This window comes from Actinospica acidithermotolerans (genome assembly GCF_018139625.1).
Taxonomy (GTDB): Bacteria; Actinomycetota; Actinomycetes; order Streptomycetales; family Catenulisporaceae; genus Actinospica; species Actinospica acidithermotolerans.
In genome coordinates, this window is the sequence record NZ_JAGSOH010000080.1 from 1 (window position 1) to 26,922 (window position 26,922).

General features: G+C 72.1%; 23 protein-coding genes and 1 pseudogene. 10 read left to right on the forward strand and 14 right to left on the reverse strand.

Annotated elements, in window-relative coordinates; genetic code table 11:
- Positions 1-62: 62 nt before the first annotated feature.
- The 6 genes from KDK95_RS23335 to KDK95_RS23360 all read right to left on the reverse strand — a co-directional run bounded on the left by KDK95_RS23335 (position 63) and on the right by KDK95_RS23360 (position 6,123).
- Positions 63-1,649, reverse strand: coding sequence for a carboxylesterase/lipase family protein (locus tag KDK95_RS23335; RefSeq protein ID WP_212520399.1), 1,587 nt, complete (start codon positions 1,647-1,649; stop codon positions 63-65).
- Positions 1,650-1,718: 69 nt separating this feature from the next.
- Positions 1,719-2,405 (reverse strand): GntR family transcriptional regulator, encoded by a 687-nt coding sequence (locus KDK95_RS23340; RefSeq protein ID WP_212520400.1) that lies wholly within the window; start codon positions 2,403-2,405, stop codon positions 1,719-1,721.
- A gap of 95 nt (positions 2,406-2,500) precedes the next feature.
- Entirely contained in the window at positions 2,501-3,664 is a 1,164-nt protein-coding gene (locus KDK95_RS23345; RefSeq protein WP_212520401.1) for a DUF3500 domain-containing protein, read from the reverse strand.
- Entirely contained in the window at positions 3,661-4,497 is an 837-nt protein-coding gene (locus KDK95_RS23350; protein ID WP_212520402.1) for a substrate-binding domain-containing protein, read from the reverse strand. The genes KDK95_RS23345 and KDK95_RS23350 overlap by 4 nt, the downstream gene beginning before the upstream one ends.
- Positions 4,498-4,531: 34 nt before the next feature.
- Positions 4,532-5,416, reverse strand: coding sequence for an ABC transporter ATP-binding protein (locus KDK95_RS23355; protein ID WP_249161764.1), 885 nt, complete (start codon positions 5,414-5,416; stop codon positions 4,532-4,534).
- Between the two features lie 197 nt (positions 5,417-5,613).
- A complete protein-coding gene (locus KDK95_RS23360; RefSeq protein ID WP_212520403.1) occupies positions 5,614-6,123 on the reverse strand; it encodes a MarR family winged helix-turn-helix transcriptional regulator in 510 nt (169 codons plus the stop codon).
- A gap of 144 nt (positions 6,124-6,267) precedes the next feature.
- Between KDK95_RS23360 and KDK95_RS23365 the strand changes: the two genes are divergently transcribed.
- A complete protein-coding gene (locus KDK95_RS23365; protein WP_212520404.1) occupies positions 6,268-6,825 on the forward strand; it encodes a cysteine hydrolase family protein in 558 nt (185 codons plus the stop codon).
- Between the two features lie 116 nt (positions 6,826-6,941).
- Here the strand turns inward: KDK95_RS23365 and KDK95_RS23370 are convergent.
- A pseudogene (locus KDK95_RS23370) lies at positions 6,942-7,388 on the reverse strand (MarR family winged helix-turn-helix transcriptional regulator); the annotation flags it as partial.
- Between the two features lie 137 nt (positions 7,389-7,525).
- Between KDK95_RS23370 and KDK95_RS23375 the strand changes: the two are divergent.
- On the forward strand, positions 7,526-8,998 hold the full coding sequence (locus KDK95_RS23375; RefSeq protein WP_212520406.1) for an MFS transporter: 1,473 nt from the start codon (positions 7,526-7,528) through the stop codon (positions 8,996-8,998).
- A 167-nt stretch (positions 8,999-9,165) separates the two neighbouring features.
- Here the strand turns inward: KDK95_RS23375 and KDK95_RS23380 are convergent, their stop codons facing one another.
- The 4 genes from KDK95_RS23380 to KDK95_RS23395 form a co-directional block, all read right to left on the reverse strand.
- Positions 9,166-11,247 carry a DUF1906 domain-containing protein gene (locus KDK95_RS23380; RefSeq protein ID WP_212520407.1) on the reverse strand — a complete coding sequence of 694 codons (2,082 nt, stop codon included), beginning with the start codon at positions 11,245-11,247 and terminating at the stop codon, positions 9,166-9,168.
- Positions 11,248-11,426: 179 nt separating this feature from the next.
- Positions 11,427-12,359, reverse strand: coding sequence for a hypothetical protein (locus tag KDK95_RS23385; protein ID WP_212520408.1), 933 nt, complete (start codon positions 12,357-12,359; stop codon positions 11,427-11,429).
- Complete coding sequence (locus tag KDK95_RS23390) at positions 12,356-14,041, reverse strand: serine/threonine-protein kinase (RefSeq protein ID WP_212520409.1); 1,686 nt, start codon at positions 14,039-14,041, stop codon at positions 12,356-12,358. The genes KDK95_RS23385 and KDK95_RS23390 overlap by 4 nt, the downstream gene beginning before the upstream one ends.
- A 329-nt stretch (positions 14,042-14,370) precedes the next feature.
- Entirely contained in the window at positions 14,371-15,324 is a 954-nt protein-coding gene (locus KDK95_RS23395) for an aldo/keto reductase (RefSeq protein WP_212520410.1), read from the reverse strand.
- Positions 15,325-15,470: 146 nt separating this feature from the next.
- Between KDK95_RS23395 and KDK95_RS23400 the strand changes: the two genes are divergently transcribed.
- The 3 genes from KDK95_RS23400 to KDK95_RS23410 all read left to right on the forward strand — a co-directional run bounded on the left by KDK95_RS23400 (position 15,471) and on the right by KDK95_RS23410 (position 17,459).
- A complete protein-coding gene (locus KDK95_RS23400) occupies positions 15,471-16,376 on the forward strand; it encodes a helix-turn-helix transcriptional regulator (protein ID WP_249161765.1) in 906 nt (301 codons plus the stop codon).
- 59 nt (positions 16,377-16,435) lie between these two features.
- A complete protein-coding gene (locus KDK95_RS23405; protein ID WP_212520412.1) occupies positions 16,436-17,089 on the forward strand; it encodes a HemK2/MTQ2 family protein methyltransferase in 654 nt (217 codons plus the stop codon).
- Between the two features lie 109 nt (positions 17,090-17,198).
- A complete protein-coding gene (locus KDK95_RS23410) occupies positions 17,199-17,459 on the forward strand; it encodes a CDGSH iron-sulfur domain-containing protein (RefSeq protein ID WP_212520431.1) in 261 nt (86 codons plus the stop codon).
- Here the strand turns inward: KDK95_RS23410 and KDK95_RS23415 are convergent.
- On the reverse strand, positions 17,406-18,437 hold the full coding sequence (locus KDK95_RS23415; protein WP_212520413.1) for an iron-containing redox enzyme family protein: 1,032 nt from the start codon (positions 18,435-18,437) through the stop codon (positions 17,406-17,408). The genes KDK95_RS23410 and KDK95_RS23415 overlap by 54 nt on opposite strands.
- Positions 18,438-18,448: 11 nt before the next feature.
- Positions 18,449-19,315 carry a dimethylargininase gene (ddaH, locus tag KDK95_RS23420; protein ID WP_212520414.1) on the reverse strand — a complete coding sequence of 289 codons (867 nt, stop codon included), beginning with the start codon at positions 19,313-19,315 and terminating at the stop codon, positions 18,449-18,451.
- Between the two features lie 140 nt (positions 19,316-19,455).
- Here ddaH and KDK95_RS23425 point away from each other — a divergent pair, with 140 nt between their 5' ends.
- On the forward strand, positions 19,456-19,836 hold the full coding sequence (locus tag KDK95_RS23425) for a VOC family protein (protein ID WP_212520415.1): 381 nt from the start codon (positions 19,456-19,458) through the stop codon (positions 19,834-19,836).
- A 179-nt stretch (positions 19,837-20,015) separates the two neighbouring features.
- On the opposite strand, the gene KDK95_RS23430 is transcribed toward KDK95_RS23425, so the two are convergent.
- A complete protein-coding gene (locus KDK95_RS23430; protein WP_212520416.1) occupies positions 20,016-24,644 on the reverse strand; it encodes a cation-translocating P-type ATPase in 4,629 nt (1,542 codons plus the stop codon).
- 196 nt (positions 24,645-24,840) lie between these two features.
- On the opposite strand from KDK95_RS23430, the gene KDK95_RS23435 reads away from it, so the two are divergent.
- The 4 genes from KDK95_RS23435 (at position 24,841) to KDK95_RS23450 (ending at position 26,890) form a co-directional block, all read left to right on the forward strand.
- A complete protein-coding gene (locus tag KDK95_RS23435) occupies positions 24,841-25,395 on the forward strand; it encodes a hemerythrin domain-containing protein (RefSeq protein ID WP_212520417.1) in 555 nt (184 codons plus the stop codon).
- A 117-nt stretch (positions 25,396-25,512) separates the two neighbouring features.
- Positions 25,513-25,704: a hypothetical protein gene (locus tag KDK95_RS23440; RefSeq protein ID WP_212520418.1), complete on the forward strand. Its 192-nt coding sequence runs from the start codon at positions 25,513-25,515 to the stop codon at positions 25,702-25,704.
- A gap of 25 nt (positions 25,705-25,729) precedes the next feature.
- A complete protein-coding gene (locus tag KDK95_RS23445) occupies positions 25,730-26,221 on the forward strand; it encodes a nucleoside deaminase (protein ID WP_212520419.1) in 492 nt (163 codons plus the stop codon).
- A 111-nt stretch (positions 26,222-26,332) separates the two neighbouring features.
- A complete protein-coding gene (locus tag KDK95_RS23450; RefSeq protein ID WP_212520420.1) occupies positions 26,333-26,890 on the forward strand; it encodes an ANTAR domain-containing protein in 558 nt (185 codons plus the stop codon).
- Positions 26,891-26,922 lie beyond the last annotated feature (32 nt).

Consider the following 26,922-nt stretch of genomic DNA (forward strand, 5'->3'; position numbering starts at 1 on the left):
GGGTGAGGCCGTGCGTGGGGCGGGCGCCGTTGCCCGTGGTGCGCATCATGCTGATTCTCCGTTCACCAGGGTTGTTGAGCTGCGAAAAAGCGCTTCCAGAACTCCAGCCGCGCGGGCGCGGCCAGCGGGACGGGCTGGAAATCGCCGCCGAGCTCCATGACCGAGGGGCGGTCGGGGCGGAAGGCGGGCCAGTGGGGAAGGCCGGGGCCGTTGGGGTCGCCGGTGGCGATGTAGTTGGCCCAGTAGCCGGTCATGCGTTCGGAGACGGCGCGGTCCTCGTCGCTCCACGCGGCGAGGGCCGGGTCGAGGTTGCCGAACACGTAGTCGATCTCCGAGCTGTGCGACGCGCGGCGCGGATCGGGGCCGTGGATCGGCGAGCGGTGCGTCCAGAAGTACGTGAACACGGGGCTTTCGGCGTGCCGGGACCAGTCCGTCGCCCACAGGAACGTCGAGATCCGGGCGTTGTCGCGTACGGCGGCGTTGCTCGAATGGGCGGCCTCGTCGTCGGTCGCGGCCGGGTAGAGCCGCAGGAACTCGTCGGCCAGGGCGCCGAACTTGCGCTCCGCGGCGGCGCGGAAAGAGTCGAGCGTGACGTGGACCGGCGGCATGCCCGGTCGCCGCGCCCTGCTGCTGGCCGCCCGGTAGGCCGCGAACGCGTTCTCCGGCACCGCGCCGCTCTCGTCGCGGTTGTTGCCAGCGAGGTAGCCGACGTCATTCTGCAGACCATTGATATATGTCTGGTCATATCCCTGCGGGATCACGTATCCGTCGACGACGGGCCGGAACAGCGGCGGTTTCGCGTCGCTGCCGGTCTCGACCTCGGTGTCGACGGCGTCTCCGTCAATGAGGCTCTGCCAGGGCAGCGCACGCAGCTGGGCCAGCGAGCGCGCCTTGCGCTGCTCCGCGTAGCGCGCACCGTGCGACTCGGCGTCGGCGCGCGTGCGGTACGAGGTGGACAGGTAGCGGAGTTCGAGGTCCCGCGAGTACCGGGCGTGGCTCTCGGCGATGGCCCGCTGGAACAGGCCCTTGGCGAGCGGCGACATCGCGAGGAAGTTCACCGAGCCCGCGCCCGCGGACTGGCCGGCGATCGTCACGCGTCCGGGGTCTCCCCCGAAGCCCGCGATGTTGCGCTGCACCCATTCGAGTGCCGCGATCTGGTCGAGCAGGCCGTAGTTGCCGGAGGCACGCTGCGGGGATTCCGCGCTCAACTCCTCCGTGGCGAGGAAGCCGAGTGCGCCGAGCCGATAGTTGAACGTGACCACGACCAGGCCCTTGCGCGCCAGGTTCACGCCGTCGTACCGGGGATTCGCCCCGGTGCCGACGCGGAACCCGCCGCCGTAGATCCAGACGAGGACAGGGCGCCTCTCGTCGGCGTGCTGCGCCCCGGTCCAGACGTTGAGGCTGAGGCAGTCCTCGCGCATCGGCAGGTCGACGCCCGCGATCTCGGGATTCGGCGCCTGCGGGCAGATCGGGCCGAAGCGGTGCGCGCGGCGCACCCCGGACCAGCGTTCGGGCGGTTGCGGCGGACGCCAGCGCAGTTCGCCGACCGGCGGTTGCGCGTAGGGGATGCCGCGGAAGACGGTGATCGAGCGGTCCCGGGCGGGTATGCCCTCGACCGGTCCCGACGCGGTTTCCACCGTGGTGAGCATGGTGAACGTACTCCTCGATCAGGGGTCGTGAGAGTCCTCGCGGCTCACGGCCCCGGTTTCGAGGGGCCGTCAGTGCGGGTCGTCGTCCGTGCGCAGGACGAGTGCGCCGCGGGCCGATGCGACGTGGTGCCGCATGGCCGCGACCGCCGCGTCCGGATTGCGGGTGATGATCGCGAACAGGACCGCCTGATGCTCCTCGTACGATCCGGGGCGCGGATGCAGTGCATGCACATTCCGGTACTGGCGCATCACGAGCGGGTAGTGCAGGGTGTCGAACACCCGGGTCAGGGCCTTCTGGTGCGCGGCGAGCTTCACCTGCTGGTGGAAGGACCGATTGCCGGCGGAGTAGCCGTCCTGGTCGCCGCGCGCCCTGCAGTCCTCCATCTCGGCGAGCGTCCGGCGCAGTCCTTCGATCTCCTCGTCGGTCGCACGCTCCGCGGCCTTGCCGGCGAGCGCGGACTCCAGCGTCGCCCGGGCCTCGAGGATGTCCGCCGCCTCCTCGACGGAGAAGCTGCGGGTGCGTACGCCGCGGTTGACCTCGCCGGTGACGTAGCCTTCCTGCGTCAGCCTGCCGAGCACCGTGCGCATCGTCGCCCGCGAGACGGTGAACATCCTGGTCAGGTCGGCCTCGGTGAGCCGGGTGCCGGGCGCGATGCTGCCGGAGAGCAGCAGCGAGCGCAGTCCCTCGTACGCCTGCTCGACCCGGGTCGAGACGGCGGCCGCGTCCAGGAGGTCCTCGTGGCCGTAGCCCGCCATGCGCGCTCCCCTTCATGGAGTTGATCACCGCGGCGTTCCGCGGTTAGAAAGGGAGGCTGCCTCCCGGGTGGCCGTTCGCGCAAGCCGCATCCGGCTCAGCCTCCCCGGTGGTACAGCTCGTGGTGCCGGCGCAGCAGGTCGACGCCGTAGTCGTTGCCGTTCGGGGTGCGCACGACGGTGTGGATGTGCAGCGGCAGCGGCTCCTCGTTGTCGAACATGACGCCGTGCTGATGCTCGAACTCGATGAGGATCACCGGGCTGTGCACGCGGTAGTAGAAGACATGCTCCGGATCGCCGATCCACGAGAAGTAGGTCTCGTCGGCGTGCGCCAGAACCTCGTCCCTGCGCACCCTGGCGTGACCGGGCGCCGCGCGGTCGATGTAGAGGCCGAGCAGCTGGTCGGATATCGCGCGCTGGGTCTCGGTCAGTTCGCCGAAGGGCAAGCCGGCGAATTCGAGCTCGAAATTGTCGCGGAACTGCCCGGCGAACAGGTCTCGCGGCATCGTGTCGGCGATCACGGCGAGCTTGCGCTGATCGTCGCCGAGACTGGCGAACAGGTCGCGGCCCACGGACTCCTCGCTGCGGAACGAGACCGTCCCCCGATATCTCCCCGACTCGGCGATCACCGGCTCGGCGCCGAGGAAGGTCGGGGTGAGCACCATCTGGCCGCCGATGAACGCGCAGTTCACGCACACGTGGTGGCCGTCGAGCTGCCAGCCCCACGGACCGTCGGATTCCGGCGTGCCGTAGATGCTGAACCAGTACATCCACTCGTTGAGCTGATCGGTCTCGCCGCGGATCTCGCCGATCGTGAGGTTCAAGCGCATCAGGTCGACGATCTGCCGGTAGCCCGCGTCGCTGAGGCTGCCGCGGATCACGGCGAGGGCACGGTGGCGTGCGGTGTCGTCGAGGTCTTCGAGGCACAGGCCATGACGCAGGAAGTAGCGCGCGCCGTTCGCCCACTGCCGCCGGGTGACGTCGTCCATCGGGAATCGTCCCTGCTCGCGCCGGTCGGGCGAAAGCGCGGCGAGATAGTCGCGGGCCGCCTGGCGGGTGCCGCTGGAATCGATGCCAGTCTCGCGCAAGGGGAACAGACCGGGCCGCACCCCGGCCGCACCGGCGATGCCGCGGAAGGGCTCGGCGGCCGCCTTGGCCCGCCACGCGATCTTCCTCGCGAGCTCCGGCGTGATCACCTCGGGCCGGCGCGCGTAATCGCCGACGCGAGGCCGAATGCCGGGCATCTGCCACTCGACGCTCACGCCGCCTCCCCGAAGATCGCTGCGGCCTTCTCGATCTCGCGCACGTCCGGCGGCGTGCGGACGAGTTCCTGTTCCAGCGAGTACCTGCCGGCGATCTCCAGGCAGGCGGCGAACGAATCCGTCCATCCGGCGTCCGGCAGCGCCGCCTTCAGCGCGTGGTAGAGCTCGATGACCGAGTCCGCATCCTGGCGCAGCACGTCGTCGCGGACGACGAGCGTGTGGTTGATCGGCGTGGTCCCGTGCCGTTCGACCCAGGCGCGTCCCGCGGCCTCGGCGTCCTCCACGAGCGGTACGAGCCCCTGGCCCTGGCCGCCGATCGCGCGCGGGCCGAGAACCGCCGCGTCCACCTGCCCGCCGCGCAGCAGCTCCGCCACGTTCGCGGCCGTGGACCGCCCGACGTTGCCGGGCTCGCGGTAGGAGGCGACGTGCGGCTCCTCCGTCGTCACCCAGGTGACCTGCGACGAGTCGACACCGTAGTCCTCGCGAAGGATGCCGCGCACCCACATGCCGGTCGTCTGGCTGTACGAGCGGACCCCGACGCGCCGCCCGGCGAGGTCGCCCGGCGCGAGCGGTGGAGCATCGGGCGATCGCGTCAACGACCGATGGTGCGTGCCGCCGATCATCACGACCGGGATCAGCGTGATCGGCACGCCGACCTCCCGCGCCTGGAGAAAGGTGGCCAGCGCCATCTCGCAGACATCGAACTCAAGGTTGCGCACCATCCGCGCGAAGGCCGAATACAGCGGCGTGACCTGCGGAAATCGCCACTCGGCACGCTGCTTGAGCGCGGCGGTGTGCGGATAGTCGCCGAGCAGGACGTTGAGCTTCGTCATCACACTTCCTCGCCTATCAGGCTTTTTCTTCGGTCTACGCGGCGGCGGCTTCGGCGGCCGGGACGTCCAGTTCGGACTTGAACAGGCTCCACAGGTCGTTGTAGATCTCCGCGAAATCGCTCGACTCGACGAGCGAGCCGATGTCGCGCGGCCGCTCGAAGGGCACCGGCAGCACGCGCCGGACCGTGCCGGGGCCGGCCGACATCACCACGACCTCGTCGGCGAGGTAGATCGCCTCGTTCAGGTCGTGCGTGACGAACACGAGCGTGCCGCGCTGCTCCGCCCAGATGTCGAGCAGGTCCTGCTGCAGCCTGAGCCGCGTGATCGCGTCGAGCGGCCCGAACGGCTCGTCCATCAGCACGATGGAGGGTTCATAGATCAGGGCCCTGGCGATGGAGCAGCGCTTCTGCATCCCGCCCGAGAGCTCGCGCGGATAGTGGTCCTCGAACCCGGTCAGGCCCACGAGCGCGATCCACCGGGCGATCCGCTCCTCGCGCTCGCTCTTCGGCACCTTGCGGAACTTCAGCGCCAGCCCGATGTTCGCCTTCACCGACAGCCACGGCAGCAGGTTCGCGTGCTGGGTCACGTACGCCGCCTCGGAGTTCACGCCCCCGATCGGCGCCCCGTTGAAGGCCACGTCGCCCTCGCTCGGCTTGAGCAGCCCGGCGGCGAGGTTCAGCAGCGTGCTCTTCCCGCAGCCGCTGGGCCCGATGACGGCGACGAACCTGCCGCGCCCGACGCTGAAGGACACATCCTGCACGGCGGGCCGCTCGACCCCCGCGAACCGCAGGGTCACGCGCTCGAAGCGAAGGGCGTCGGCGGGTTCGGGGGTCGCGGCGGGTTCGGCTGTCGCTGCGGCGGCGGCCGGTTCGGGGGCTTGCTGGGCGGTCGACATCGTCGTCTCCTGACAGCTGGTCATCAACTGACTGATTGTCATACAAGCTGTGGAGTGAACCTAACACTGCCTCCGCAACCGGACAAGGCTGCTCCGCAAAAACCTCAGCTCCGCGCGCTGCCCGCCCGAACCGGCGCGCCGAGATTGTCCGACGATCTGCGAGGATGGCGCGAACAGCCCATGGCTGCAGAATCGGAAACCTTAGGTTTCACCGCGGCGCCTCACGACGCGTCGGGCACCTCGAAGGCGATCTCGTCGTCCGCGTGGGCCACGAAATCGTCGACCATGCGGCGGAAGAGCACGGCGAGGGTCCCGATGTCCTCGGCCGGCCAGTCCGCCAGTGCCTGCTGCATGCCGAGGCAGCCGACGACGCGGATCCGCTCCACGGCGGCACGGCCGCGCGGGGTGAGCTCGACCAGCTGGGCCCGGCCGTCGTCCGGGTCGGGAACGCGGGTGACGTAGCCGGTGCGTTCGAGCTGCTGGACCTGGCGGGTGATGTGCGACGCCTCGACGGCGAGCCGGTTGGCCAGCTCGCCAGAGCGCACCGGTTCGTGCTCGGACAGACTGCGCAGCAGGGCCGCGGCCGAGCGATCGAGGTCGAGCCCGGCCACGGCCATCATCCGCTCGTGCTGGCGGGCGCGGCTCGCCAGGTACGCGATCTCCTTCAGCGCCGCCTCGATGCCGGCGACCTCGGCTGAGACTCCCGCGACCGGGCCTGCTGCGGCATCCACGACGTGGCCTCCCTGACCTGACCGAACCTGCGACCACGCCCCATCCTCCCCGGAATGCTTGCCTAACTCAAGCAAGCCTTTTGCTACACTTGCCTAACTCAAGCAACTTCTCGCGCCGAAGGAAACCCCGAAGGGATCCCGCTCATGCCGCAATCCGTCCTGCTGGTCCTCGACGTGCAGAGCCTCATCGTCGAGCGGTACGCGGACCCGGACTACCTGTCTCGGCTGGGCCGGGCGATCGACGCCGCCCGGCGGGCCGGCACACCGGTCTGGTACGCCCAGGTGGGCTTCCGCGCGGGCTTCCCGGAGGTCCACCCGCGCAACAAGATGTTCGGGGCCCTCGCCCGCGCCGCCGAGGACGGCCCTGCGCGTCAGCAGCCCCCGAACGAGATCCATCCGGCCGTCGCCCCGCACCCGCAGGACATCGTCGTGACCAAGCGGCGGGTGAGCGCGTTCTCCGGCAGCGATCTCGACATGCTCCTGCGTGCCGCCGGCGTCGACGAACTCGTACTCACCGGCATCGCCACCAGCGGCGTGATCCTCTCCACCCTCCGCCAGGCGGCCGACCTCGACTACGGGCTTACGGTGCTGTCCGACGCCTGCGCCGACGCCGACCCCGAGGTCCACCGCGTTCTGGTGGAGAAGGTCTTCCCGATGCAGGCCGACGTCGCGACCGTGGCCGACTGGGCCGCAGGGCTCTGATCTACCCCCGCGGACGCGCGGTCCCGGCGCGCCCCGGGCTAGACGGCAAGCTCCTGCTGCACCGGTCCGTCCGCGCTCGCGCCGGAATCTCCCGGCTCCGCCCCGGCGGCCTCGTCCGGGCGGGGCCAGGGCACCGCGCCCATCCGCTCGATCCCCGCGTTGAAGCGGCGCAGCAGCACGGCGAACTGCGCGATGTCAGCCTCCGGCCAATCGGCCATGACCGCGTCCAGCGAGCGGACGTTGAAGCTGCGGTCGTCGTCGAGCTTCTGCTGGCCCAGCGCCGTGATGCGGAACTTGCGGGCCAGCCCGCCGGCGGGGTCGGCGATGCGCTCCACCAGGCCCGCCTCCATGGCCGCCCTGGTCTGCCGGTTGACGGTGGAGACGTCGAGGTCGAAGGCCTCGCTGATCTCGCCGATCGACATCGGCCCCTGCAGCCGGATCCGGCTGAGCAGGATGTACGCGCTCTTGTCCATGGCCCGGCCCGGCACCCGGCCGTGGGAGGCCAGCCCGAAGCGACTGAGCAGCATCTGCTCGAACTCGACCTCTTCCGTGGCCCTGGCCATCTGCAACCGCCTCTCTCCGCTCCCTCCATTCCACCATCCACGGCACCCCGGCCGCGATTATGGCGTCTACATGTCTCATGTAGACTACACATTATATGCACTGTGCATATCACGTCCTTCGTCGAGGAGCCCTCCCTATGGCCACCACCGCGCCATCCACCACCGCGTCGCCGCCGGCCCGAGCGGGCGCCATCGTCGCCACGCTCGCCTTCGCCGGCACCGTGGCGGCGATCATGCAGACACTGGTGACCCCGCTCATCGGCGACCTGCCGACGATGCTGCACACCACCTCGGCCAACGCGACGTGGGTGATCACGGGCACCCTGCTGGCGGCAGCCGTGTGCACGCCGATCTCCGGCCGGCTCGGCGACATGTTCGGCAAGCGCCGGATGCTGCTGATCTGCCTGATCCCGCTGCTCATCGGGTCGATCGTGTGCGCCCTGTCGTCCTCCGTCCTGGTGATGATCATCGGCCGCGGCCTGCAGGGCATGGGGATGGGCATGGTCCCGCTGGGCGTGTCGCTGCTGCGCGACGTCGTTCCGGCGGAAAAGCTGTCCGGCGCCATCGCCCTGGTCAGCGCCTCCATGGGCATCGGCGGCGCCCTCGGCCTGCCGATCTCCGCCGCCGTGGCCCAGTACGCCAACTGGCGTGTGCTGTTCTGGGGCTCCGCCGTCCTGGCCCTGATCATCGGCGCGCTCGTCACGACCCTGATCCCGCACACCCCCGCCGACGAGGGCGACCACCAGAGGTTCGACCTGCTCGGCGGCCTCGCCCTCGGCGCCGCCCTCGTCTGCCTGCTGCTGCCCATCACCAAGGGCTCCGAATGGGGCTGGACCAGCGCCACCACCCTCGGCCTGTTCGCCGCCGCCGTGGTCCTGCTGCTCGGCTGGGGCGTCTGGGAACTGCGCAACTCCGCGCCGCTCGTGGACCTGCGCACCACGGCCAGGCCGCGCGTGCTGACGACGAACATCGCCTCGATCTTCGTCGGCGTCGGCATGTACTCCAGCCTGCTGATCATGCCTCAGCTGCTGCAGTTCCCCACCGCCACCGGCTACGGCCTCGGCCAGTCCCTGCTGGCCTCCGGACTGTGGATGGCCCCCGGCGGCCTCATGATGATGCTGGTCTCCCCGCTCGGCGGAAAGCTCACCAACGCCAGGGGCCCGAAGTTCACCCTCGTCTGCGGCGTCCTCGTGCAGGCCGCGGGCTACGCGCTCTCGCTCGGCCTGATGAGCCACGCCTGGAGCATCATGGTCGCGATCATGGTCATCAACTCCGGCACCGGCCTCGCCTACGGCGCCATGCCCGCGCTGATCATGAGCTCCGTCCCGCTGCACGAGACCGCCGCGGCCAACTCCTTCAACACCCTCATGCGCTCTCTCGGCACCTCCATCGGCTCCGCCGTCGTCGGCGTCGTCCTCGCCCAGATGACCGTGAACCTCGGCGGCACCGTCGTCACCTCAGAGAACGGCTTCCGCACCGGCCTCGCCGTCGGCGGCGGCGTCGCCCTCCTCGCCGCGGCCATCGCCGCCCTCATCCCCGCGGCCCGCGCCGCCCGGATCCCGGGCCAGGTCCCGGCACAGGAAGTCGCCACCGCTTCGGCAGAAGCCTGACCCCTGCGGTGGCGCCGCCGTACTCCGGCGGTGGCCGCCGGCCGATCACGAGCCCGGGCCGAGATCTCGCTCGCACGGCGCGAATGCGCGGGGCCGTCCCGCCTTGCGGCTGGACGGCCCCTGAAACGCTCCCAGGCTCGGCCTGTCGGTTATCTTCCGCAGCGCGCCTACTGGGTCGGCACGTCCGGGGAGCCGAGGCAGGTGTTCGCCGGGGTGATGGATCCGAGCGGCTGGTCGGCGCTGTCGTTCGGCACAGTGCCGGCCATTGCGTACTGGGCGAACTGCTCCGACATCGCCCGCGTCGCCGCATCGTTGCTGCCATCGGCCCCTTCGAACACGCCGCCGGCGCCGTTCTGGAGCGGCACCGCGGCGTATCCGAACGGTGTGTGGCCCATAGCCTCGCCGGCCGGGTTCGTCCAGCCGCAGGCGTTGTGGAACAGCGCGTTGCTCGCCGCCGTGCCGACCGCGATCACCAAGTCGGATCCGCTCGCGGCATCCGTCCACGCGGTCTCGAAGTCGCCGGTCAGGTTGCTCGCGGGCAGGGCGAGTTCCTGCGCCTCAGCCTGAGCGATCGCCATGCTGTCGGCGTCCGCCGCGTAGAGCACGACTGGCGTCGCGATGGAGGAGCCGTTGCTGACCAGGAGGAACGTCTCCGTGACCTGCTGTCCGTTCGCGCTCGCGGTGATGGGCACGGCGTACCGCCCGGATGCGAGCGATGCGGCGCCCGTGACGTGCAGCGAGACGGTCGCCTGGCTGTTCCCGGACAGCACGGCGATACCCGACGACGGCGAGACGGTGACCCCGGCGGGCGGCTCGGCCCGCCAGTGCACGGCCGAAAGCCGCGGGCCGGCCTGGATGGTCAGCTGCGTCGTGCCGCCGTCGCCGCCCGGTGAGACGGAGACCGCGGCGGGCTCGTCGGTGATCGTGGCCTGACCGCCGGCCGACGCGTCCGCGTCCCCGGCCACCGCGGCGTCGACGACGTCGCTGTCGAGCTGGAGGGTGTCCCCTCCCCAGGTCTCGTAGTGGTCTCCGTAGTACTGGTGCATGATCGCACCCTGCCAGTCGGCTTGCGGCGCGTAGGGGTTGACCAGCACGGGGTTGCCGTTCCAGTCGGCGAACCAGACGTCGTCCGGGCTCTGATAGGCGCTATTCGTGTACTGCGATGCGAGGTCTGCGATTCCGGTCGCGGCACTCGAGTACACGCCGGAGAGGTAGCCCGCGGCGTGCAGTCCGGCCGTCCAGCCGCCGAGGAAGGTCAGCGTCGCCTGGCTGCATCCGGCGGCGGCCGTGCTGTAGCTCTCCATGTCGTAGTAGATCGGCGTGCCCTGGCCGTAGCCGAACTGCTGAGCCGCCGCGACCGCGCTCGCCGCCTCGGCCTCGCCCTGCGCCGCCGCGTTGGCCGGGTCGATCACCGTCGTGTTCGTCAACTGCGTGCACGACGCCTGCGGACCGACCCAGATCGGAATGAACTTCCAGCCCTCGGCCGCCACCTGACCGACCCACCCCGGCGTGAAGTCGCCGTAGGTGCACGCCCAGTTCGCGCCGCCGAGGTACGTGCTGATCACGCGGTAGGGCGAGGCGAGCCAGTCCTTCATCGTCGCGGCCGACGGCACGGTGCACGTGTCGATGCCGAGCCCCTGCCCCTGCACTGCCGAGAGGCCCGAGGAGGTGGCCGCCTTCTTCACCGGCGTCGCGGAGCCGGAGCCCGCCACCTGTCCCGCCACCTGTCCCGATGCGGACGCCGAGGACGTGCCCGCCGTGGCCTGCGGGGAGCTGACGACCGGAGCCTTGGCGGCGGTCTTCGCGGTCATCCGCGCCCCCGACAGGATCGCCCGGATGCCCGCCTCGTCGGTGCCGTAGGACGCGGTCACCTGCACGCCCGGTCCCGGAGCCGTGAACTGCACCGTGTGGACCGTCGCCTCATCCGCGCTCAGCGCGCCCGAGAAGGAGGCGGTGTCCGGCCCGAGTTCCACCGCGCCGGCGGAAACCGACGACGGCTCGGGCTGCACGAGCACGGCCTCGGTGCGCCCGTACGCGCGGGTCGGGCAATGCTGATCGGCCCCCGGCGTGCCGAGGTAGACCGCGTGCCGGTTGAACAGCACGCACCGGGTCGGATCGGCCGCGAGATCGTAGACCGGCCAGGACGCCGGAACCTGGATCTCGTAACCGTGATAGTTGATGGTCTGATATACCGCGCTGGATGATGCCGCGGACGCGGTGGGAATCCCCGCGAATCCGAGCATTGCCATCACAGCGCCCCCGACTGCAATTTTTCGCAACACCGCCGGACCATACCAACGCCGTCCTGCGGCAGACAAGACTTCCGAGGGCACATCATGCCAGCCCTCTGTGATGCCTGCGCAATGTGAACTCCGGGAAGCTCTTCACCGCTTCCCGCGTTTATCACCAGGTGGGCACAGGTCGGTCCTCAAGGACAGCTGTAGACGAACGATGCGACCGCCGAAGCCGCTCCGGGGGACTCCACATCGATCGTCGCGACGGCGCGGGTGCTGCCGTGGCCGGAAAACGCCCAGCGCAGCACGACATCGGTCTGCTTCGTACCGTCCCCGACGGACTGCCGGAGATCACCGGAGACGGTCCCGTCGCTGCGCACCCAGCGGTAGACGATCGTTCCCGCAGTGCCGTTCGTGTGCAGGCTGGCGGTCACCACCTCGGTCGAGTCGCAGCCGATCGACGCGGTTCCGGCCGACGCGGTCACGCCCGAGACCTCGAGCCGGCCGCCGACGCGCTGCCACAGCAGCAGAGCAATGACACCGACGAGCACGAGCAGCGGCATGAGCCAGCCGCGCAACAGCGCCCGACGCCGCTTCTTCGGCGCGGCACCGTGCCAGGCCGCCGCCGTCGCCGGATCGATCCGCGACGCGCCCGATCCGGCCAGGGCCGCGGCGGGACCCGGGCCGATCCGCCGATACCCCTGTGCCGCAAGGGGGTTGGCCGCACCGGCTCGCGGCGCCTCAGTGGCCTGCGGGTAATCGGCCTGCGGCAGGTCAGCCCGCGGCAGGTCAGCCCGCGACGGGTCGGCCTGCGACAGGTCGGCCTGCGTGGGCATGAGCAGCGTGCCGTGCGCTGGCTCCGCGGCCAACGCCTGGGTGGCCGCGGGCTCCGCGGAGACGTCAACAACCACCGTGGCGGCCACCACATCGGCACCAGCCTCAACCGCCACCGTGGCCACCACATCGGCAGCAGCATCGACCGCCACCGTGGCAACCACATCGGTAGCAGCAGCATTGACCGCCACCGTGGCCACCACATCGGCCGACACATCGCGCACCGTCGGCACGATCGCGGCGGTCAGCACCTCAGCACCGTCGGCGGGGTGCTGCTTCTCGTTCCCGGTCATTGGATCTCGCAATTCGGTCCGTACAGCGTTTCGGAGGACCCGTTGCCCGAGGCGGCCGCCGGATCGGTCGTGACCTCGACGCCCCAGTAGGCAGGCGGCGCGTTGCTGAAGTCGTGCATCTCGGTCGCTTTCACGCTCGTCTGGCCCTGAGCCAGGGAGACCACCGTCGGCGTGCCGTCGGCGGTGTGCGCGCCGGAGGACGACGGGCTGGAGAACCAGGTGAACGTCAGCGTCCCCGAGGCCTTTCCATCGCTCGTGACCTGGACGGTCGCGTACGCACCGGTGAGTCCCTGGCAACCGAGGACGGTGATCTGGACCGAGTCGACGGTCAGCGACGGCGGCGGCGCGGCGGTCGTCGAGTGCTGCGTCGGCGGGGTGGAGGACGCCGAGGTCGCGGCGGATGTCGTCGCCGTGCCCGTGCCGGTCGACGGTTGCGTGGTCGACTGCCCGCCGCTCTGCTTCGGTGCCGTGCTCCCGGCGCTGGCCGTGCTCGTCTGGCTCGATGCCGCGGTGGCGGTCGGCGTGGCCGACGCGGCTGCGGCCGGGAGTGCGGCCGGACCTGTCGGTGTCGGGCCGCCTGCGGTCACGGTCGTGGCGATCTGGACCGTGGCGCCGGCGGACACCGACGCGGCGGGCTTGGTGAGCAGCGAGATCAGCAGCGCCACGACGAGGATGCCGACGGTCGCGGCCACCGGACCGCGGGCCCTGCGCATCTGGGAGCGGCCGGTCGGCCCCGCTCCGAGGTTCGTGAGCGCGAAGTCGGTGGCGGCCTCGGCCGGCGGCGCCTGCGCGCCGCGCAGCAGCAGCAGCGGCAGGGCCGCGACGACGGTGGCCAGCTTGCGCTGGCCGCGTTCCTCCCAGTCCTCGCCGTACGCGGCGCGCGCGATCTCCTCCAGCTCCGCGACGAATTCCGCCGCGCTGGACGGCCGCTCCTCCGGCGCCTTCGCCAGCCCCGCGCGGACCAGCGGCCGTAGCGGCTCCGGCGCCAGCTCGTCCGGGATCGGCGCCTCGTTGTGCTGGGCCATCAGCTCGATCACGGTGGTGCCGGAATACGGCCGGGCTCCGGTGACGCACTCGAAGAACGTCGCAGTGGCCGCGTACACGTCGGACGCGGCCGAGGCCGGACCCTTGCTGAAGCGCTCAGGCGCCATGTAGACCGGCGTGCCGGCCGCCGCCGGCGTGGCTCCGAAGCGGCTCGCCAGACCGAAATCGACCAGCTTCGAGGCGCCTTCCGGCGTGACCAGCACGTTGTCCGGCTTGTAGTCGCGGTGCACGACCCCGGCCTCGTGCGCGGCGGCCAGCCCGAGCAGCGAGCCCTTCAGGACCGCCAGCGCCGCCTCGGGGCCGGTCGCCCCCTCCTCACGCAAGAGGACGCGCAGCGTCACGCCCTCGACCAGCTCCATCACGATCGCCGACCCGGCCGGCCCCTCGACGTACTCGTACAAGGCGGTGATGTTCGGCGACCGCAGAGTACTGAGGATGCGTGCCTCCTCGGCGAATCCGCCGTCGATGCCCGCCAGCGCCGCCGATCTCGTGTCGAGGTACTTGATCGCCACCGCGGCACCGGACTCGATGTGCCTGGCCAGCACCACCCGCCCGGTCGCCCCGGCTCCCAGCGGACGCTCGTGCTCGTAACCGGGCACCACCCAGTCCCCGGCCGCCCCAGGCGGACTCTCCCCCACGTCGTTTCACGACTCCTCGGCAGATCATGACGAGGTTCCCGGCGCACTCCCCGCGCGCCGGGAACCAACCCGCGTGCCACGGGGCCGAAGCATTCCATCAGCGATCGCGCGCGGACGCCTGAGTAATCGCTACTCAGTCCGGAGCCGCCGCATTTCGCCACTGCCGGCCTTCCGCTTCGGCCGCGGGGAATTCAGCCGCCGAGCTTGACGGCGCTGGCGGGCATCGACGGCGGATTCGCCGAGGACGCGCGCATCCTCAGTACTCTGCGGCCGAAACATGCGCTTGACGGCCGCTGCATCTGACGACCGCAACGTCTGCTTGACGACCGCTACATCTCCTTCTCCCACCAGCCGCGGGTGTCGACGTCCGCGGTGTCCGCCAGCGCCTCCAGTTCCGCGATCTCCTTGTCGGCGAGCTCGAGGCCGCGGGCTCGGAGCAGCCCGTCGACGTGATTCGCCTTCGTGACACCGACGATCGGGGTGGTTCCCTTGGCCATGGCCCAGGCGGTGGCGACATCGGCGGCGGAGGCGCCGCGGTCCTCGCCGATCGCCGCCATCCTGTCCGTGAGCGCCTGCAGCCGGGGAAGGATGGCGTTGTACGCGGTCGCCCGGGTGCTGCCCTCGGGCAGCGGATTGGCCGGGCTGTACCTGCCGGTCAGCGCTCCCTGTTCGAGGACCATGTAGGAGAAGAACCGCACCTCGTGCTCGCGGCAGTACTCGAGGATGCCCGCGCGCTCGGAGCCGCGGTACAGAAGGCTGTAGTGGTTCTGGACCGCCTCCACCCGGAAGCCGGCCTCGCCGAGGATCCGGTCGGCGAGAGCGATCTCCTCCATGTTGTGGTTCGAGACGCCGACATGCTTTATCTTGCCGCTCTCCAGTAGCGGGATCAGGGACGGCGTCCAACGTGCCACGTCGGAAGGATTGTGGATCCAGTACAGATCCACATAGTCCGTACCCATGCGGTTCAGGCTCTGCTCCAGCATGTCCGCGACCGGATCGTCGCCGTCGCCCGCCAACTGCGGGGTGAACTTCGTCGACAGCTGGTACTCGCTGCGGTCATAGCCGCTCAGGGACTGAGCGAGGACCGACTCCGAGCGGCCCATCCCGTACGCCAAGGCGGTGTCCCACAGGGTGAACCCGTTCGACTGCGCCTTCTCGACGACCTCGCGTAGACCGGACGCGCTCAGCCGGCTGCCGAAGTAGCCGTCGCCCGCCTCTCCGCTGTCTCCCCAGGCCCACGTGCCCAACGCCACCGCCGGCACGTTCAGCGCCTTGCTCGTCATGTCCTGCCTCCGTTGATTGTTCTCGCGATCGTGTCGGAACGATCGATACCCAGCAGACCGCGGTCGCCGCCGCCGGAGAAGGTCGCGCCTATGGGGGTACAACTTCAACCCCCTTCGCGCCCTGACCAGCGACTACCATGAAAGGCATGGACCGATTGCCCGGAAACCGCGGCGATATCCGGGATTTCCTGGCCAGCCGGCGCGCCAAGATCACTCCGGCGCAGGCCGGACTGCCGACCAGCGCCCGCCGCCGGGTCCCCGGGCTGCGGCGCGAGGAGGTCGCCGTCCTCGCCGGCGTGAGCACGGAGTGGTACACGCGGCTGGAGAAGGGCCACATCGGCGGCGTGTCCGAGGACGTGCTCGACGCGGTCGCCCGCGCCCTGCGACTGGACGACGACGAGCGCACCTACCTGTTCGACCTGGCCAGGTCGTCGCGGCAGGAGAGCCGCGCGCCGTCGCGTTCGCGTCGCCGGGACGTCGAGGTCCCGCCCCGCGTCCGCTGGCTGCTCGAGTCCATGACGACGTCCTCGGCATTCGTCCGCAACGGCCGGACGGACATCGTGGCCGGCAACGCCCTGGCCAGAGCCGTGTTCGCGCCGATGTTCGGCAGCTCCACCGTCGACGGGCACGGCCGTCCCAACCTCGCCCGCTACATCTTCCTCGACCCGGGTGCCCGCGATTTCTTCGTCGACTGGGAAGCCGCCGGCATCGCCACCGCCGCCCTGCTGCGCGCCGAGGTCGGGCGCGAGCCCCGTGACCGGGCACTGCGCGAACTCGTCGGCGAGTTGTCCACCCTCAGCCCCGAGTTCCGCGGCCGATGGGCCGCGCACGACGTCCTGATGCGCCACGACGGCGTCAAGCGGCTCCAGCACCCCGAGGTCGGCCACCTGGAACTGACCTTCCAATCCCTCGACCTGCCGCTGCCGGGCCGAGCCGTGCACGAACTGATCGTCTACACTGCCGAGCCCGGTACCCCATCCGAAGACCGGCTCAAACTCCTCACGAGCTGGGCGGCAACGCAACGACCGCAAAGCCACGCGGACGCCGTCTAGTTCTAGCTACCGAGGTTTGGTTCGGCGCATGTCCGGCGGTGCGCGGGGCACCCGGCGGCATGTTCATGCTCCGACCTCCGGGCGTTTATGCAGCGCAGGGCGATACGTTTCTGCTGATCTCCGCGTTGCGCCGGGAGGGGCTCGTGCCGGGCGCGCAGGTGCTCGATGTGGGGACCGGTAGCGGGGCGCTGGCGGTCGCGGCCGCTCAGCTCGGAGCCTCGGTGACGGCGGTGGACGTCTCGCGGCGCGCGCTGTTTGCGGCGTGGGCGAACGGGGCGTTGCGCGGCAAGCGCATCGCCGTGCGGGTCGGGTCGCTGCTCGAACCTGTGCGGGACCGTCGTTTCGACCTGGTGCTTTCCAATCCGCCTTACGTCCCGTGCCCAGGCCGAGGGCTGCCGGCGCACGGCGCGGCGCGCGCGTGGGACGCCGGACCGCGGGGACGTGCGCTGCTCGACCGGCTGTGCCGGGACGCGCCGCGTGTCCTCAACCCGGGCGGGGCCGTGCTGCTCGTGCACTCGGCGTTGTGCGGGACGGAGGCGACGTGCGCCGCGCTGGAGCGCTCCGGCCTGAAGACCCAGGTCGTGGCGCGCATGACCCAGCCATTCGGACCGGTCATGCGGGCGCGGGCGCGGTGGTTCGAGCGGCAGGGGCTGATCGACGTCGGGGAGCGGGAGGAGGAACTGGTGGTGGTGCGCGGTGAGCGACCCAGGTGACGGGCCGGAGCACGACGGGCGGCGCCAGACTTCGGTGAGCGACCCGGGTGCCGGCGCGGTGAGCGACCCGGGTGCCGGGTCGGCGCGCCGCGAGCGGTGCCGGGTTGTGATGCCTGGCGCGATCGGTCCCGTCCTCGTGCAGGGTCCGGTGGAGGTGGTGCTCGACGACGGTACGATCCGGTCGAGCGATCGGCCGGTGGTGGCGTTGTGCGCGTGCGGCCGAAGCGGGAGCTATCCGTTCTGTGACACGAGCCATCGTCGTCGCTCGCGCCCACGGCGTGGTTCAGACGACGGCGACTCACGTCCACGCCGCGGATCAGCGAGCGGCGACCAGGGCCCCGGGGCTGTCGGTGAGCGGGATACGCAGTGAGCTGTGATGTTGCCGCCAGCACTCGACGGCGTGTTCGCCGAGTTTGTCGTCCGCCCGCACACTCGCTGCGAGACCGAACGCGATGTCCTCTTCGAGGTGCGGCTCGTCCTCGAGCAGCGCGCCGATGACCTCCCGGCGCACGAGCTGTTCGTGGACGGCGTCGGCTTCGACGTGCTCTCGGTAGAAGTCCGTGCCGTCGGCGGACGCGCCGAGTCGGGTCAGTGCTTCGGCGAGCCGGCGGGCGCCCGGCGAGGAGGTGATCTCGACGGCGGCGAACTGGCCGATGAGGGCACCTCGGTGCTCGCGGTGCAGACCGAAGAGCGACATCAGATTGACTGCGGCTAGCGCCTCGGCGGGCGCCGCCGCCACATATGCGCCGTACGTAGCATCCAGGCCCATGTCGCGCATCATGGTGGCGAACAGCAGCGAGTGCGTGCGCTGCGGATTTCCGCCTCCGTACTCGTCGTACTCGATCGCCAGATATGCCGCCTGGGCCCGGCCGTGCAGCCGTGGAATGACCCACGCCTGCGGATCGGCCTCCTTCAGGTGGTAGAGCGAGCGTTGCGCAAGGTACTCGCGGGCCTGCCAGCGTTCGCCTTTCTCCAGCAGGTAGTGGGAGGGTCCGCTTCCGGTTGGCGGTTCGACGAGCAGTTCCTCGAGCTGGTCTTCGAGCGCGGGTACCTGGCCCAGTTCTTCGCGCACGGCGGCGAGGAAGCAGTGCTCGAGTCGGGCGCGCAAGGCCAGGAGAGAAGGGTCCCACTCCCAGCGCGGTGCGACGCCCTCGAAGCCGCGGTAGTGCAGTTCGTAGCAGATGTAGAGCGCCAGCTGGTGGTCTTCGCCGCGCGGATCACCGGCGTCGGCCAATCGCGGCGAGATCGGTGTTCCGTCCGGCGGGGAGGTGAGCCGATCGACGACCACGGCGCTGACGGGGCCGCGCGGCGGAGGCAGCAGCGGGGTTCGGGTGTCGGTGATGCCCATCGTTCGCCTCCTCAGTTCAGGGCGGGACTCGGTCCGGGTCGGCTCGGTCCGGGTCCGGCGCGCAGTTCCAGGACACAGCACTTGGGACCGCCGCCCGCCTTCAGCAGTTCGCCGAGCTCGACCGGGACCGGCTGGTATCCGCGCTCGGCGAGGCGGCCGGCCAGGCGGGAGGCCGCGGCCGGCAGGACGACGTGGTACCCGTCGCTGATCGCGTTCAATCCGAAGACGGCGGCATCCTCGTCGTCGGCCTCGATGGCGTCGGGGAACAGGTCGCGCAGCCGGTTCAGGCTCTCGGCGCAGAACGCCCCGGGCAGGTACATGATCTCGCGGCCGTCGAGCACCGCGAGCGCCGTGTCCAGGTGGTAGTAGCGGGGATCCACCAGCCTCAGGGCGACCACGGGCCGGCCGAAGTAGCCGCCCGTCTCCGGGTGCGAGCCCGGATCGCTGCGCGGCCCATGACCGGCCAGGATGACCCCGCCGGCGAGCAGATGGTCGCCCTCGCCCTCGTTCGCCTCCCCGGCTCGGCGCACCGGCCGGTAGCCCCGCAGCCGGAACCAGCGCTCGAACGCGGCGGACTCGCCGGCCCGTTCGCGGTGGCGGAAGCTCGCCACGAGCACCCGGCCGTCGATCACGGTCGCGGCGTTCGCGGTGAAGACCATGTCCGGCAGTCCCGGCCGGGGCGGCGCCAGCTCGACCCGATGCCCGAGTCCGCGCAGCACGTCCCGCAGGGCGGTGCACTGCGCCTGGGCGAGCGGCGTGTCCACCGGACGCCCCGGCTCCATCCACGGGTTGATCGAGTAGTCCACGGTGAAGTGGTCCGGCGGGCACATCAGGTAGGAACGGGGGCGGGCGACCCGCCCCACGGTGTGGGCGGCCATGCTTTCTCCTGACTCCGGGCGCCGACCCGGATCCGCGGCGTGCGGCGTATCCAGCGGACCGGCGGGTACCCGGCCGCTTCCGGATCACACGCGGAGGGCGGCGACGGCCGCTCGTTCCCGGAGGAAGGGGTGGAGCTGCGATGCAACTGGCCTGGGTGCTCGACTGCCGCGACCCGAGGCGGCTGGCCCCGTTCTGGGCCACCGTGCTCGGCTACCGCGCCGGCCCGTTCAAGCCCCCGTACCTCACCCTGACGGACCCGGCCGGGCGTCGCCCGGACCTGCTGCTGCAGCGCGTGCCCGAGAAGAAGTCGGGCAAGAACCGGATGCACCTGGACCTGCGGGTGGCCAGCCTGGAGGAGCCGCTGGAACGGTGCCTGGAGGCGGGCGCCCTCGTGCTGCGCGGGCCGTTCGACGACGACGGCTGGCTCACGACCGTCCTCGCCGATCCGGAGGGCAACGAACTGTGTCTGCTCGTTCCCCCGGAAGGGCCGGAGCGCGACGCGGTTCTCGATCCGGAGTAGGAGGCGCCGCGCTTGCGCCGGGCGAGGTTTCACGCCGCGGCTCCTCATGGCCGTCTGCGCCGGTGGGGTCCGCTGCGAACGGACTCCGAGGGCTGGCGCGCTGGCCACGGCACGTCGGAAGTACTCCGAGCCGGGCCGGGGCCGGGCGGATGTCCGGCCCCGGCCCGTGTTCGCCGGCCTCAGTCTTCCGCGTGGGTCGGCGCGCGGCTCGCGGCGATCTTCTCGACGAGCCCCGGCGCGGCCGCTCCGGCGAGGGTCGCCGTCGCGCAGGAGGCGCCGACGATGCCCCAGGCGACCGGCCCGAGCGGCGTGCAGCCGAAGAAGCGGCTGACGCCCGGCGTCTCCACGACGGCCACCAGCGCCACGGCCGAACCGAGACAGGTGGCCGCGACGAGCGGGCTGCGGCGTCCGGCGAGCAGGGTCTGGCCGAGCTGGGTGCCGACGAGCGCGGCCAGCGCCATCGTCGAGGCGCGGCGCTCGCGGCCGACGGTCCGCCCGGCCTGCCAGGCGAGCAGCGCGCCGAGCGCGGTGGCGCCGCCGCGCACGGCGAGGTCGCGGCCGAGTTCCGGGCCCCAGACGCGGCCGACCGGCGCGTCGGCCCGCTCTCCGTCCTGCGGGCGCTCGGGGGCCAGCGCGACGGCGAGGGCGGGCAGCATGTCCGTCATCATGTTCACGAGCAGGAACTGCCGGGTGCCGAGCGGCGCCTGGCCGCCGATCGCGGTGCCCAGCACGGTGAAGGCGATCTCGCCGGCGTTCCCGCCCACCAGGATGCCCACGGCCGCGCGCACCCGTCGCCACAGCGCCCGGCCCTCCTCGATCGCGTCGAGCAGCCGCAGCGGCTCGGGCTCGGTCAGGACGAGGTCCGCGGCGTTGCGCGCCGGCACGCTGCCGGTGCCGGCCAGCGCGATGCCCACGTCGGCCGCGCGGATCGCGGCCGCGTCGTTGCTGCCGTCGCCCGCCATCGCGACCACGCGGCCGGTGCTCTGCAGCGCCTGGACGATGCGCACCTTGTGCTGCGGGGAGACCCGGGCGAACACGGTGGTCTCGGCGATGCGCCTGTCCCGTCCGGCCTTCGAGAGCCGGTCGAGTTCGGCGCCGGTGAGCACGCGGTCGGCGTCCGGGATGCCGAGCCCGCGCGCGACCGCGACCGCCGTGCGGGGATGGTCGCCGGTGATCATGACCGGGCGGACGCCGGCGGCCGTGAGACGTTCGACGGTCTCGCCCGCTCCGGCGCGCGGAGTGTCGGCGAGCGCGACGAAGCCGAGCAGGGTGAGTTCTCCGACCAGGCCGGGCAGCCCCTCGCGGGTCGCGGCGGCCTCCGGGACCGCGCGCTCGGCCACGGCGAGCACCCGCAATCCGTCGTCGGCGAGCCGCTTGAGGGTGTCCGCGGCGGTACGGCGGCGCGCGGCGTTCAGCGGGCTCGTCCCGTCGTCCGTGGCCACGGAGACACAGCGTTCGAGCAAACCCTCGGGAGCGCCCTTGACGATCAGGGTCCGGCTGCCGTCGCGGTCGCCGAGCGCGGCCGAGTAGCCCCGGTTGCTCTCGAACGGCAGGTCGGCCACCGGTACCCAGGACTCTGACTCCGGGTCTTCGATCTCGCGCGCGGCCTTGACGATCGCGCTGTCCGTGGCGTGCACGTCCGCGTCGGGGCAGGCCCGCGCGGCGTCCCGCAGGAATCTGCGGCCCCGCTCGTCGTCGGGGGCGAAGTCCCGGTCGAACGCCGCGGAGCGGTTGACCGACAGGCGCCCCTCGGTGAGTGTTCCCGTCTTGTCGAAGCACAGGGTGTCTACCCGGCCCAGCGCCTCCAGGGTGCTGGCGGATCGCACCAGGACGCCGTGCCGGGAGAGCCGGCGGGCCGCGCCGAGCTGGGCCACGGTCGCGACCAGCGGCAGCCCCTCGGGCACCGCGGCCACCGCGATGGCGACGCCGGACGCCAGCGCGCGCCGGAAAGGCACCCCGCGCGCCGCGGCCAGCGCGGTCACCGCCACGCCGCCGATTCCGGTGGCGGGCAAGGCGATCCGGGTCAGTTCCGTCAGCCGCGCCTGGATTCCGGCGCGCGAGGGAGACGAGGCTCCGGCGACCGCCGCCGCGCGTCCGGCCTCGGTGTCCGGGCCGACGGCGGTGACGACCGCGTACGCGGTGCCGGCGAGCACGGTGCAGCCCTCGTACACCATGCAGGCTCGCTCGGGCAGGTCGGCGCCCGGCGTCGCATCGAGGGACTTCGCGACGGGCAGCGATTCGCCGGTGAGCGCGGACTCGTCCATCTCGAGCCCGTCGGCCGACAGAAGCCTGCCGTCGGCGGGCACGATGTCGCCGGCCCGCAGGGCGATCACGTCGCCGGGCCGTAGCTGATCGGCCGTCACCGTGCGCGTCGAGGCCTTGCCTTCCGGCACGGGCCAGCGGGTGAGCCGCGCGCGCCGACGCTCGCCGAGGAGCAGGCCGCGCATCGCGCGCCGGGCGCGGAGCCGCTGCCCGGCGCTGATGACCGCGTTGCCGCCCATGACGCCGGTGACCAGGGCCGCGTCGACGCTGGAGCCGACCACGGCGGAGGCGGCGGCGCCGAGGGCCAGGACGGGGGTGAGCGGGTCGCGCAGTTCCTCGACCACCGCGCCCCCGAACGAGGCGAGACCCCGGACCGGGTCGATCACGACGTGCCGCACGGGCGGCGTGGCCGCCAGCCGTCGACCGGCTCCGCGCGCCAGGCGCAGCGCGACGGGCGGTCGGGACAGCGCTTCGCGTCGCCGCTGTTCTGCACGTCGTTCGCGCAGCCGCTTGAAGGCCTCGTCAGCGGAAAGCGCGTGCCACGCGGTGTGGTCGGTCGGCCGCGGGGCACGCTCCCGCCCGACGCGCAGTCCGTGGTACGCGCCGCCGAGGACAGCGAGCGTCGCCGCGCCGTGTACGGGCGAGAGGCGCGGGGTGCGGCGACTGCGGCGGTCGCCCGAGACGGCGATCAGCGCACCGAGGGAGCCGCCGGCCCAGGCGAACCGGGTCGAGGTGCGGGTGACGGCGCGGGCCGCCGGCACGGCGTGCAGCAGCCGCCACACCTCCACGAGTCCGGGACCGGCGATGAAGTCCGCCGCCCAGCCGACGGCGGCGGCGCAGGAGCCGGGGCGCGGGCACGGCACCGCGACCGAGACGTCGGCCCCGGCCAGCGCGGCGTCGTCGGCGCACGCGACCAGCAGCACACCGTGGCCCTCGCGCTGCAGGTCGCGAATGTGCCAGCAGAGCCCTCCGTCGCCGGGCAGCACGTCGTCCACCCAGGGCAGCAGGGGTTCGATATTCGTGTTCTGAGTGACCAGGACCCGGTCCGCGGCCTCGTGCGCGGCGGCGAGGACCGCTTCGGCGTGCGGGTCGAGGCCGCGGCCGACCTGCACGACGCCGCGGCGTACGTCCTCGACGTCGATCAGGTCGAGTTCGAGGGCTTCGGCGATGCCGCGATCGGGCTCGCGTGTCCTCGGCTGCAGCCGCCAGTGCTCGTCGCGCCATTCCGAGGCGGATTCGGGCGGTCCGTCGGCGAGCAGGCGCTCGGCGATCAGCCGCACCTCCTCGTCCTCGAACCCTGCTTCGCCGCGGGCGTCGAGCACCGTCGGCGGGCCGCCGCACAGCACCGTCGCGTCGATCACCACCGTGTCCACCCGGTCGAGCCGGCGCAGCGCGGTGCCGTCGAGCGGCAGCACCCCGTGCCCGGCGAGGCAGAGCCCGAGCACCGCGGCGAAGGCCTCGCGGCCCTGCCGGCCCGCCTTGGGCATGGTCGCGAGCATCAGTTCGGCGGCACGCCCCGGATCCCGGGTGAACGCGAGGACTCCCCCGGCGCCGATCAGCGAGGCGATCGCCTCTCGGTCGCCGAGCTTCTCGATCGGGCCGTCCGGCAGCGGCGCCGGGCGCGGCTCGCGGACCGGGGCCTGCGCGGCGAGGCCGCGTCCGTCCCCGGTGAGCTCGCCCTCCCGCCGGCGCCAGACGGCGCGGCGGCCGAGCCGTTCGGCCAGGCGCAGCGAGTGGTGCGCGCAGTCGACGGCCAGCGGCCCTGGCCCGAGGCTCGCAGCGTTCACCGTGGAGGTGGCGAGCGCGACGAGCAGCTCGGCCCGCTGGTGGCCGAGCCGGTCCTCGAGGCCGCGGCGCAGCGGCGGGTAGGTGTCGGCGAGCAGCAGCGGCAGCCGCGCGGCGCGCGGCAGCGGGGCCACGTCGGCGATCCGGAACGCGATCGCCGCGCCCAGACCGGTCAGATCGGTGGCCAGGGCCAGCGCGGCCACCTCGATCGGCTCGTCGTCGGCGGGATGCTCCGGGGTTCCGGCCGCCTCCCGCCCGGCGGCGAGATCCGCGTCTCCGGTGCCGTTGTCCCCCTCGACGGCCTCGATGACCGCGAGGATCTCCTCGATGCCGATCTGCTCCTCGTCGAAGGCGAGCAGCACCTCGCGGGTGACCGCGTTGACCTTCGCCCACTTCACCCCGCGCAGCCGGCTGAGCGCGGCGGTCACGTCCGCCGCCACCCGGCGATGCGTCTCGCCGCGCCCAGTCAAGCCCTTGACCTCGATGTGCGCACGGCCGGCGCGTGTCCAGGCCCGGCGCACGCCGTGACCCACCGCGACCTCCCGGATGTCGCCGAGCAGGTTCGCGGGATGCCCGGGCAGCCTCGACGCCGCGCCGCGCAGACCCGCGGCGCCCTGCCCGGCCACCGCACCGCCGACCGCCCGCGTCACGGTCGCGGACCCCTGGGCGGCCGCGCCCGCCAACCGGAGCGACGCGGCGCCGGTGTCCCGGCTGTACGCGGCAAGACGGCTGAGCGGGGCCAGCGCGGGCATCAACGGCATGAGTCGTTCACCGTCCTTCACGAGCGGGCAGAGTGCGGCGGGTAACCGATCTGGCACCGCTGAAACAGAGCCGCCGCCCGCCTCGTGTTCACCGGGGGAAGCCGTCAAACGGATGACGTGTGGCCGCTGGGAATGCGGGCACCAGCGCGGCACCTCCGCCGAGCGGCGGAACGACCTACCGATAGGGGCGAGAGCCATGACCGGACACGAGGGAAACGTCATCGCGGAACTGACCACCGACCACAGGGAGGTCGAGGGGCTGTTCGAGAAGTTCAAGGCGCTCGCACCCGACGATCACGCCGGCCGGCGCGAGGTGGCCGACGACTTCACCACGGAACTCGTGCGCCACTCGGTCGCCGAGGAGCAGTACCTCTACCCCGCGGTACGCGAGCACGTACCGGGCGGCGGAGCCATGGCGGACAAGGAGCTCGCCGACCACGAGAAGGTCGAGCAGCTGCTCAAGGACCTCGAGCGCGCCGATACCACCGACCCGCGGTTCGACACCCTGGCCGCCGAGGTCATCGAAGAGGTCACCTCGCACGTCAAGGACGAGGAGGAGCGCCTCTTCCCGGCACTGCTCGAAGCTTGCCCCATGGACTACCTCTTCGAACTCGGCGACAAGATCCGCACGGCGAAGGCCGCCGCCCCCACCCGGCCTCATCCGAACGCGCCGGACAACAAGGTCGCCACCGCGGGCGCCGGGCTCGTCGACCGCGTCCGCGACCTGTTCTCGGGGAGGAGCAGGTCTTGACCGCCGCGCTCACGGCGCGCCTGTCCGGCCCGCCCGCTCGGGGCGAGAGCCGGCGGCGGCCCGGAATGGACCAGGCCGCGCGGCGGATGCTGCTCTACGGGGTCGATCTTGGCGATCATGCACTGGGACCAGGCCGCCGGACTGTTCCGGCGCGGCGGCGCGCCGCCGGGCTGGAGGCTGCGGCCCAAGCAGCAGCCCCTCACCGCTCGCGCCAAGGCCACGACGCTCGCGGCCATCGCGCTGCTGGGCGCGCTGCCGTATGCCGAGGAGATGGCGCGCTGCCTGAGAGGCACCGAGGCGGGCCAGTGACACGGGCGATGACGTGACACGGGCGATGACGGCCGACGAGGGTCGCGCGGCCGACGACGAACCGCACCTTCGGCGCGCGGTCGCGCTGGCCGCCGGTGTCACGCCGGGCGGCGGCGACCTGCCGTTCGGCGCGGTCGTCGTGTCGAATGGGAAGGTGCTGGCGGAATCCGCCAACCGTGTCGGTTCCGACGCGGATCCGACCGCGCACGCGGAGATCCTGGCGCTCCGGGCGGCCGGCCGACGGCTGGGACGGGCCGATCTGTCCGGCGCGGTGCTCTACAGCAGCGGTGAGCCGTCTCCCATGTGCCTCGCGGCGTGCCTGTGGGCGCGGATCGAACGCGTCGTGCACGCGGCCGAGGTCGCGGACGCGGCCGACTTCGGGTTCGAGGACCGCGAGTTCTACCGGCAGCTCGCGCCGCCCAAGCCGGAGCGGTCGCTGCGCGTGGAGCGCGCCGGCCTGCGGTGGCGCGCCGAGGCGGTGGCGGCGTACCAGCGGTGGCACCGCGGCACGGGCTGACCCCGTCGCACGGGCCGGCGGTCCGCGGGGCGCATAGCCCCGGGCTTCCCGGGCACCGGCGCGACATGCGAGCACTCATACTCAACTGCAGCCGTCTGCCGGGATGGCAGCATGCAGACCCGCGCCTGCACGGACGACGTGGTGCTCAGGCTCGACCGCCTTCAGTCGCGGTTCCGCGAGGGGCCCTGCTTCGCGGCCGGGAGCGCGAGTGACCGATCCGTGATCACCGTGCCGGACACCGCGGCCGAGAAGCGCTGGCCTCGCTTCGCCGCCGAAGCGGCCCGGCTCGGCGTGCGCAGCGTGATCGCCTGCGCCGTGACCGTGCCTGGCAGCGGCATGCTCTCGCTGAACCTGCACGCCCTGACCCCGGAGGCCTTCGACCCCGTCGCGACGCGCAACGCCACGTTCCTGGCGGCGTACGGCGCCGCCGTGCTCGGCCAGGCGCGCCTCGCCGAGAACCTGAACTCCGCCCTGGCGAACCGTCAGGCGATCGGCGAGGCCGGCGGCATTCTGATGGAGCGGCACCGGATCGACTCGGCCGAGGCGTTCGCCCGGCTCTCCCGGGCGTCCCAGCGGCTCAACGTCAAGCTCCGGCTGCTCGCCGAGTACGTGGTGCGCACCGGCGCCGACCCCGACGATATCGGCCCCGACGACCTGACCGGGCGCTGAGCCGTTCCGGTCAGGCGCCGCGGACCCGGCGA

Bases quoted from the DNA above. Each gene is read 5' to 3' on its own strand.
- KDK95_RS23400 (WP_249161765.1), top strand. From the start codon at position 15,471: ATGGACCGATTGCCCGGAAACCGCGGCGATATCCGGGATTTCCTGGCC.
- KDK95_RS23385 (WP_212520408.1), bottom strand. From the start codon at position 12,359: ATGACCGGGAACGAGAAGCAGCACCCCGCCGACGGTGCTGAGGTGCTG.
- ddaH (WP_212520414.1), bottom strand. From the start codon at position 19,315: ATGGCCGCCCACACCGTGGGGCGGGTCGCCCGCCCCCGTTCCTACCTG.
- KDK95_RS23415 (WP_212520413.1), bottom strand. From the start codon at position 18,437: ATGGGCATCACCGACACCCGAACCCCGCTGCTGCCTCCGCCGCGCGGC.
- KDK95_RS23435 (WP_212520417.1), top strand. From the start codon at position 24,841: ATGACCGGACACGAGGGAAACGTCATCGCGGAACTGACCACCGACCAC.
- KDK95_RS23380 (WP_212520407.1), bottom strand. From the start codon at position 11,247: ATGGCAATGCTCGGATTCGCGGGGATTCCCACCGCGTCCGCGGCATCA.
- KDK95_RS23450 (WP_212520420.1), top strand. From the start codon at position 26,333: ATGCAGACCCGCGCCTGCACGGACGACGTGGTGCTCAGGCTCGACCGC.
- KDK95_RS23365 (WP_212520404.1), top strand. From the start codon at position 6,268: ATGCCGCAATCCGTCCTGCTGGTCCTCGACGTGCAGAGCCTCATCGTC.
- KDK95_RS23350 (WP_212520402.1), bottom strand. From the start codon at position 4,497: ATGACGAAGCTCAACGTCCTGCTCGGCGACTATCCGCACACCGCCGCG.
- KDK95_RS23355 (WP_249161764.1), bottom strand. From the start codon at position 5,416: ATGACCAGCTGTCAGGAGACGACGATGTCGACCGCCCAGCAAGCCCCC.
- KDK95_RS23430 (WP_212520416.1), bottom strand. From the start codon at position 24,644: ATGCCGTTGATGCCCGCGCTGGCCCCGCTCAGCCGTCTTGCCGCGTAC.
- KDK95_RS23425 (WP_212520415.1), top strand. From the start codon at position 19,456: ATGCAACTGGCCTGGGTGCTCGACTGCCGCGACCCGAGGCGGCTGGCC.
- KDK95_RS23340 (WP_212520400.1), bottom strand. From the start codon at position 2,405: ATGGCGGGCTACGGCCACGAGGACCTCCTGGACGCGGCCGCCGTCTCG.
- KDK95_RS23405 (WP_212520412.1), top strand. From the start codon at position 16,436: ATGTTCATGCTCCGACCTCCGGGCGTTTATGCAGCGCAGGGCGATACG.
- KDK95_RS23440 (WP_212520418.1), top strand. From the start codon at position 25,513: ATGCACTGGGACCAGGCCGCCGGACTGTTCCGGCGCGGCGGCGCGCCG.
- KDK95_RS23335 (WP_212520399.1), bottom strand. From the start codon at position 1,649: ATGCTCACCACGGTGGAAACCGCGTCGGGACCGGTCGAGGGCATACCC.
- KDK95_RS23375 (WP_212520406.1), top strand. From the start codon at position 7,526: ATGGCCACCACCGCGCCATCCACCACCGCGTCGCCGCCGGCCCGAGCG.
- KDK95_RS23445 (WP_212520419.1), top strand. From the start codon at position 25,730: ATGACGGCCGACGAGGGTCGCGCGGCCGACGACGAACCGCACCTTCGG.
- KDK95_RS23395 (WP_212520410.1), bottom strand. From the start codon at position 15,324: ATGACGAGCAAGGCGCTGAACGTGCCGGCGGTGGCGTTGGGCACGTGG.
- KDK95_RS23410 (WP_212520431.1), top strand. From the start codon at position 17,199: ATGCCTGGCGCGATCGGTCCCGTCCTCGTGCAGGGTCCGGTGGAGGTG.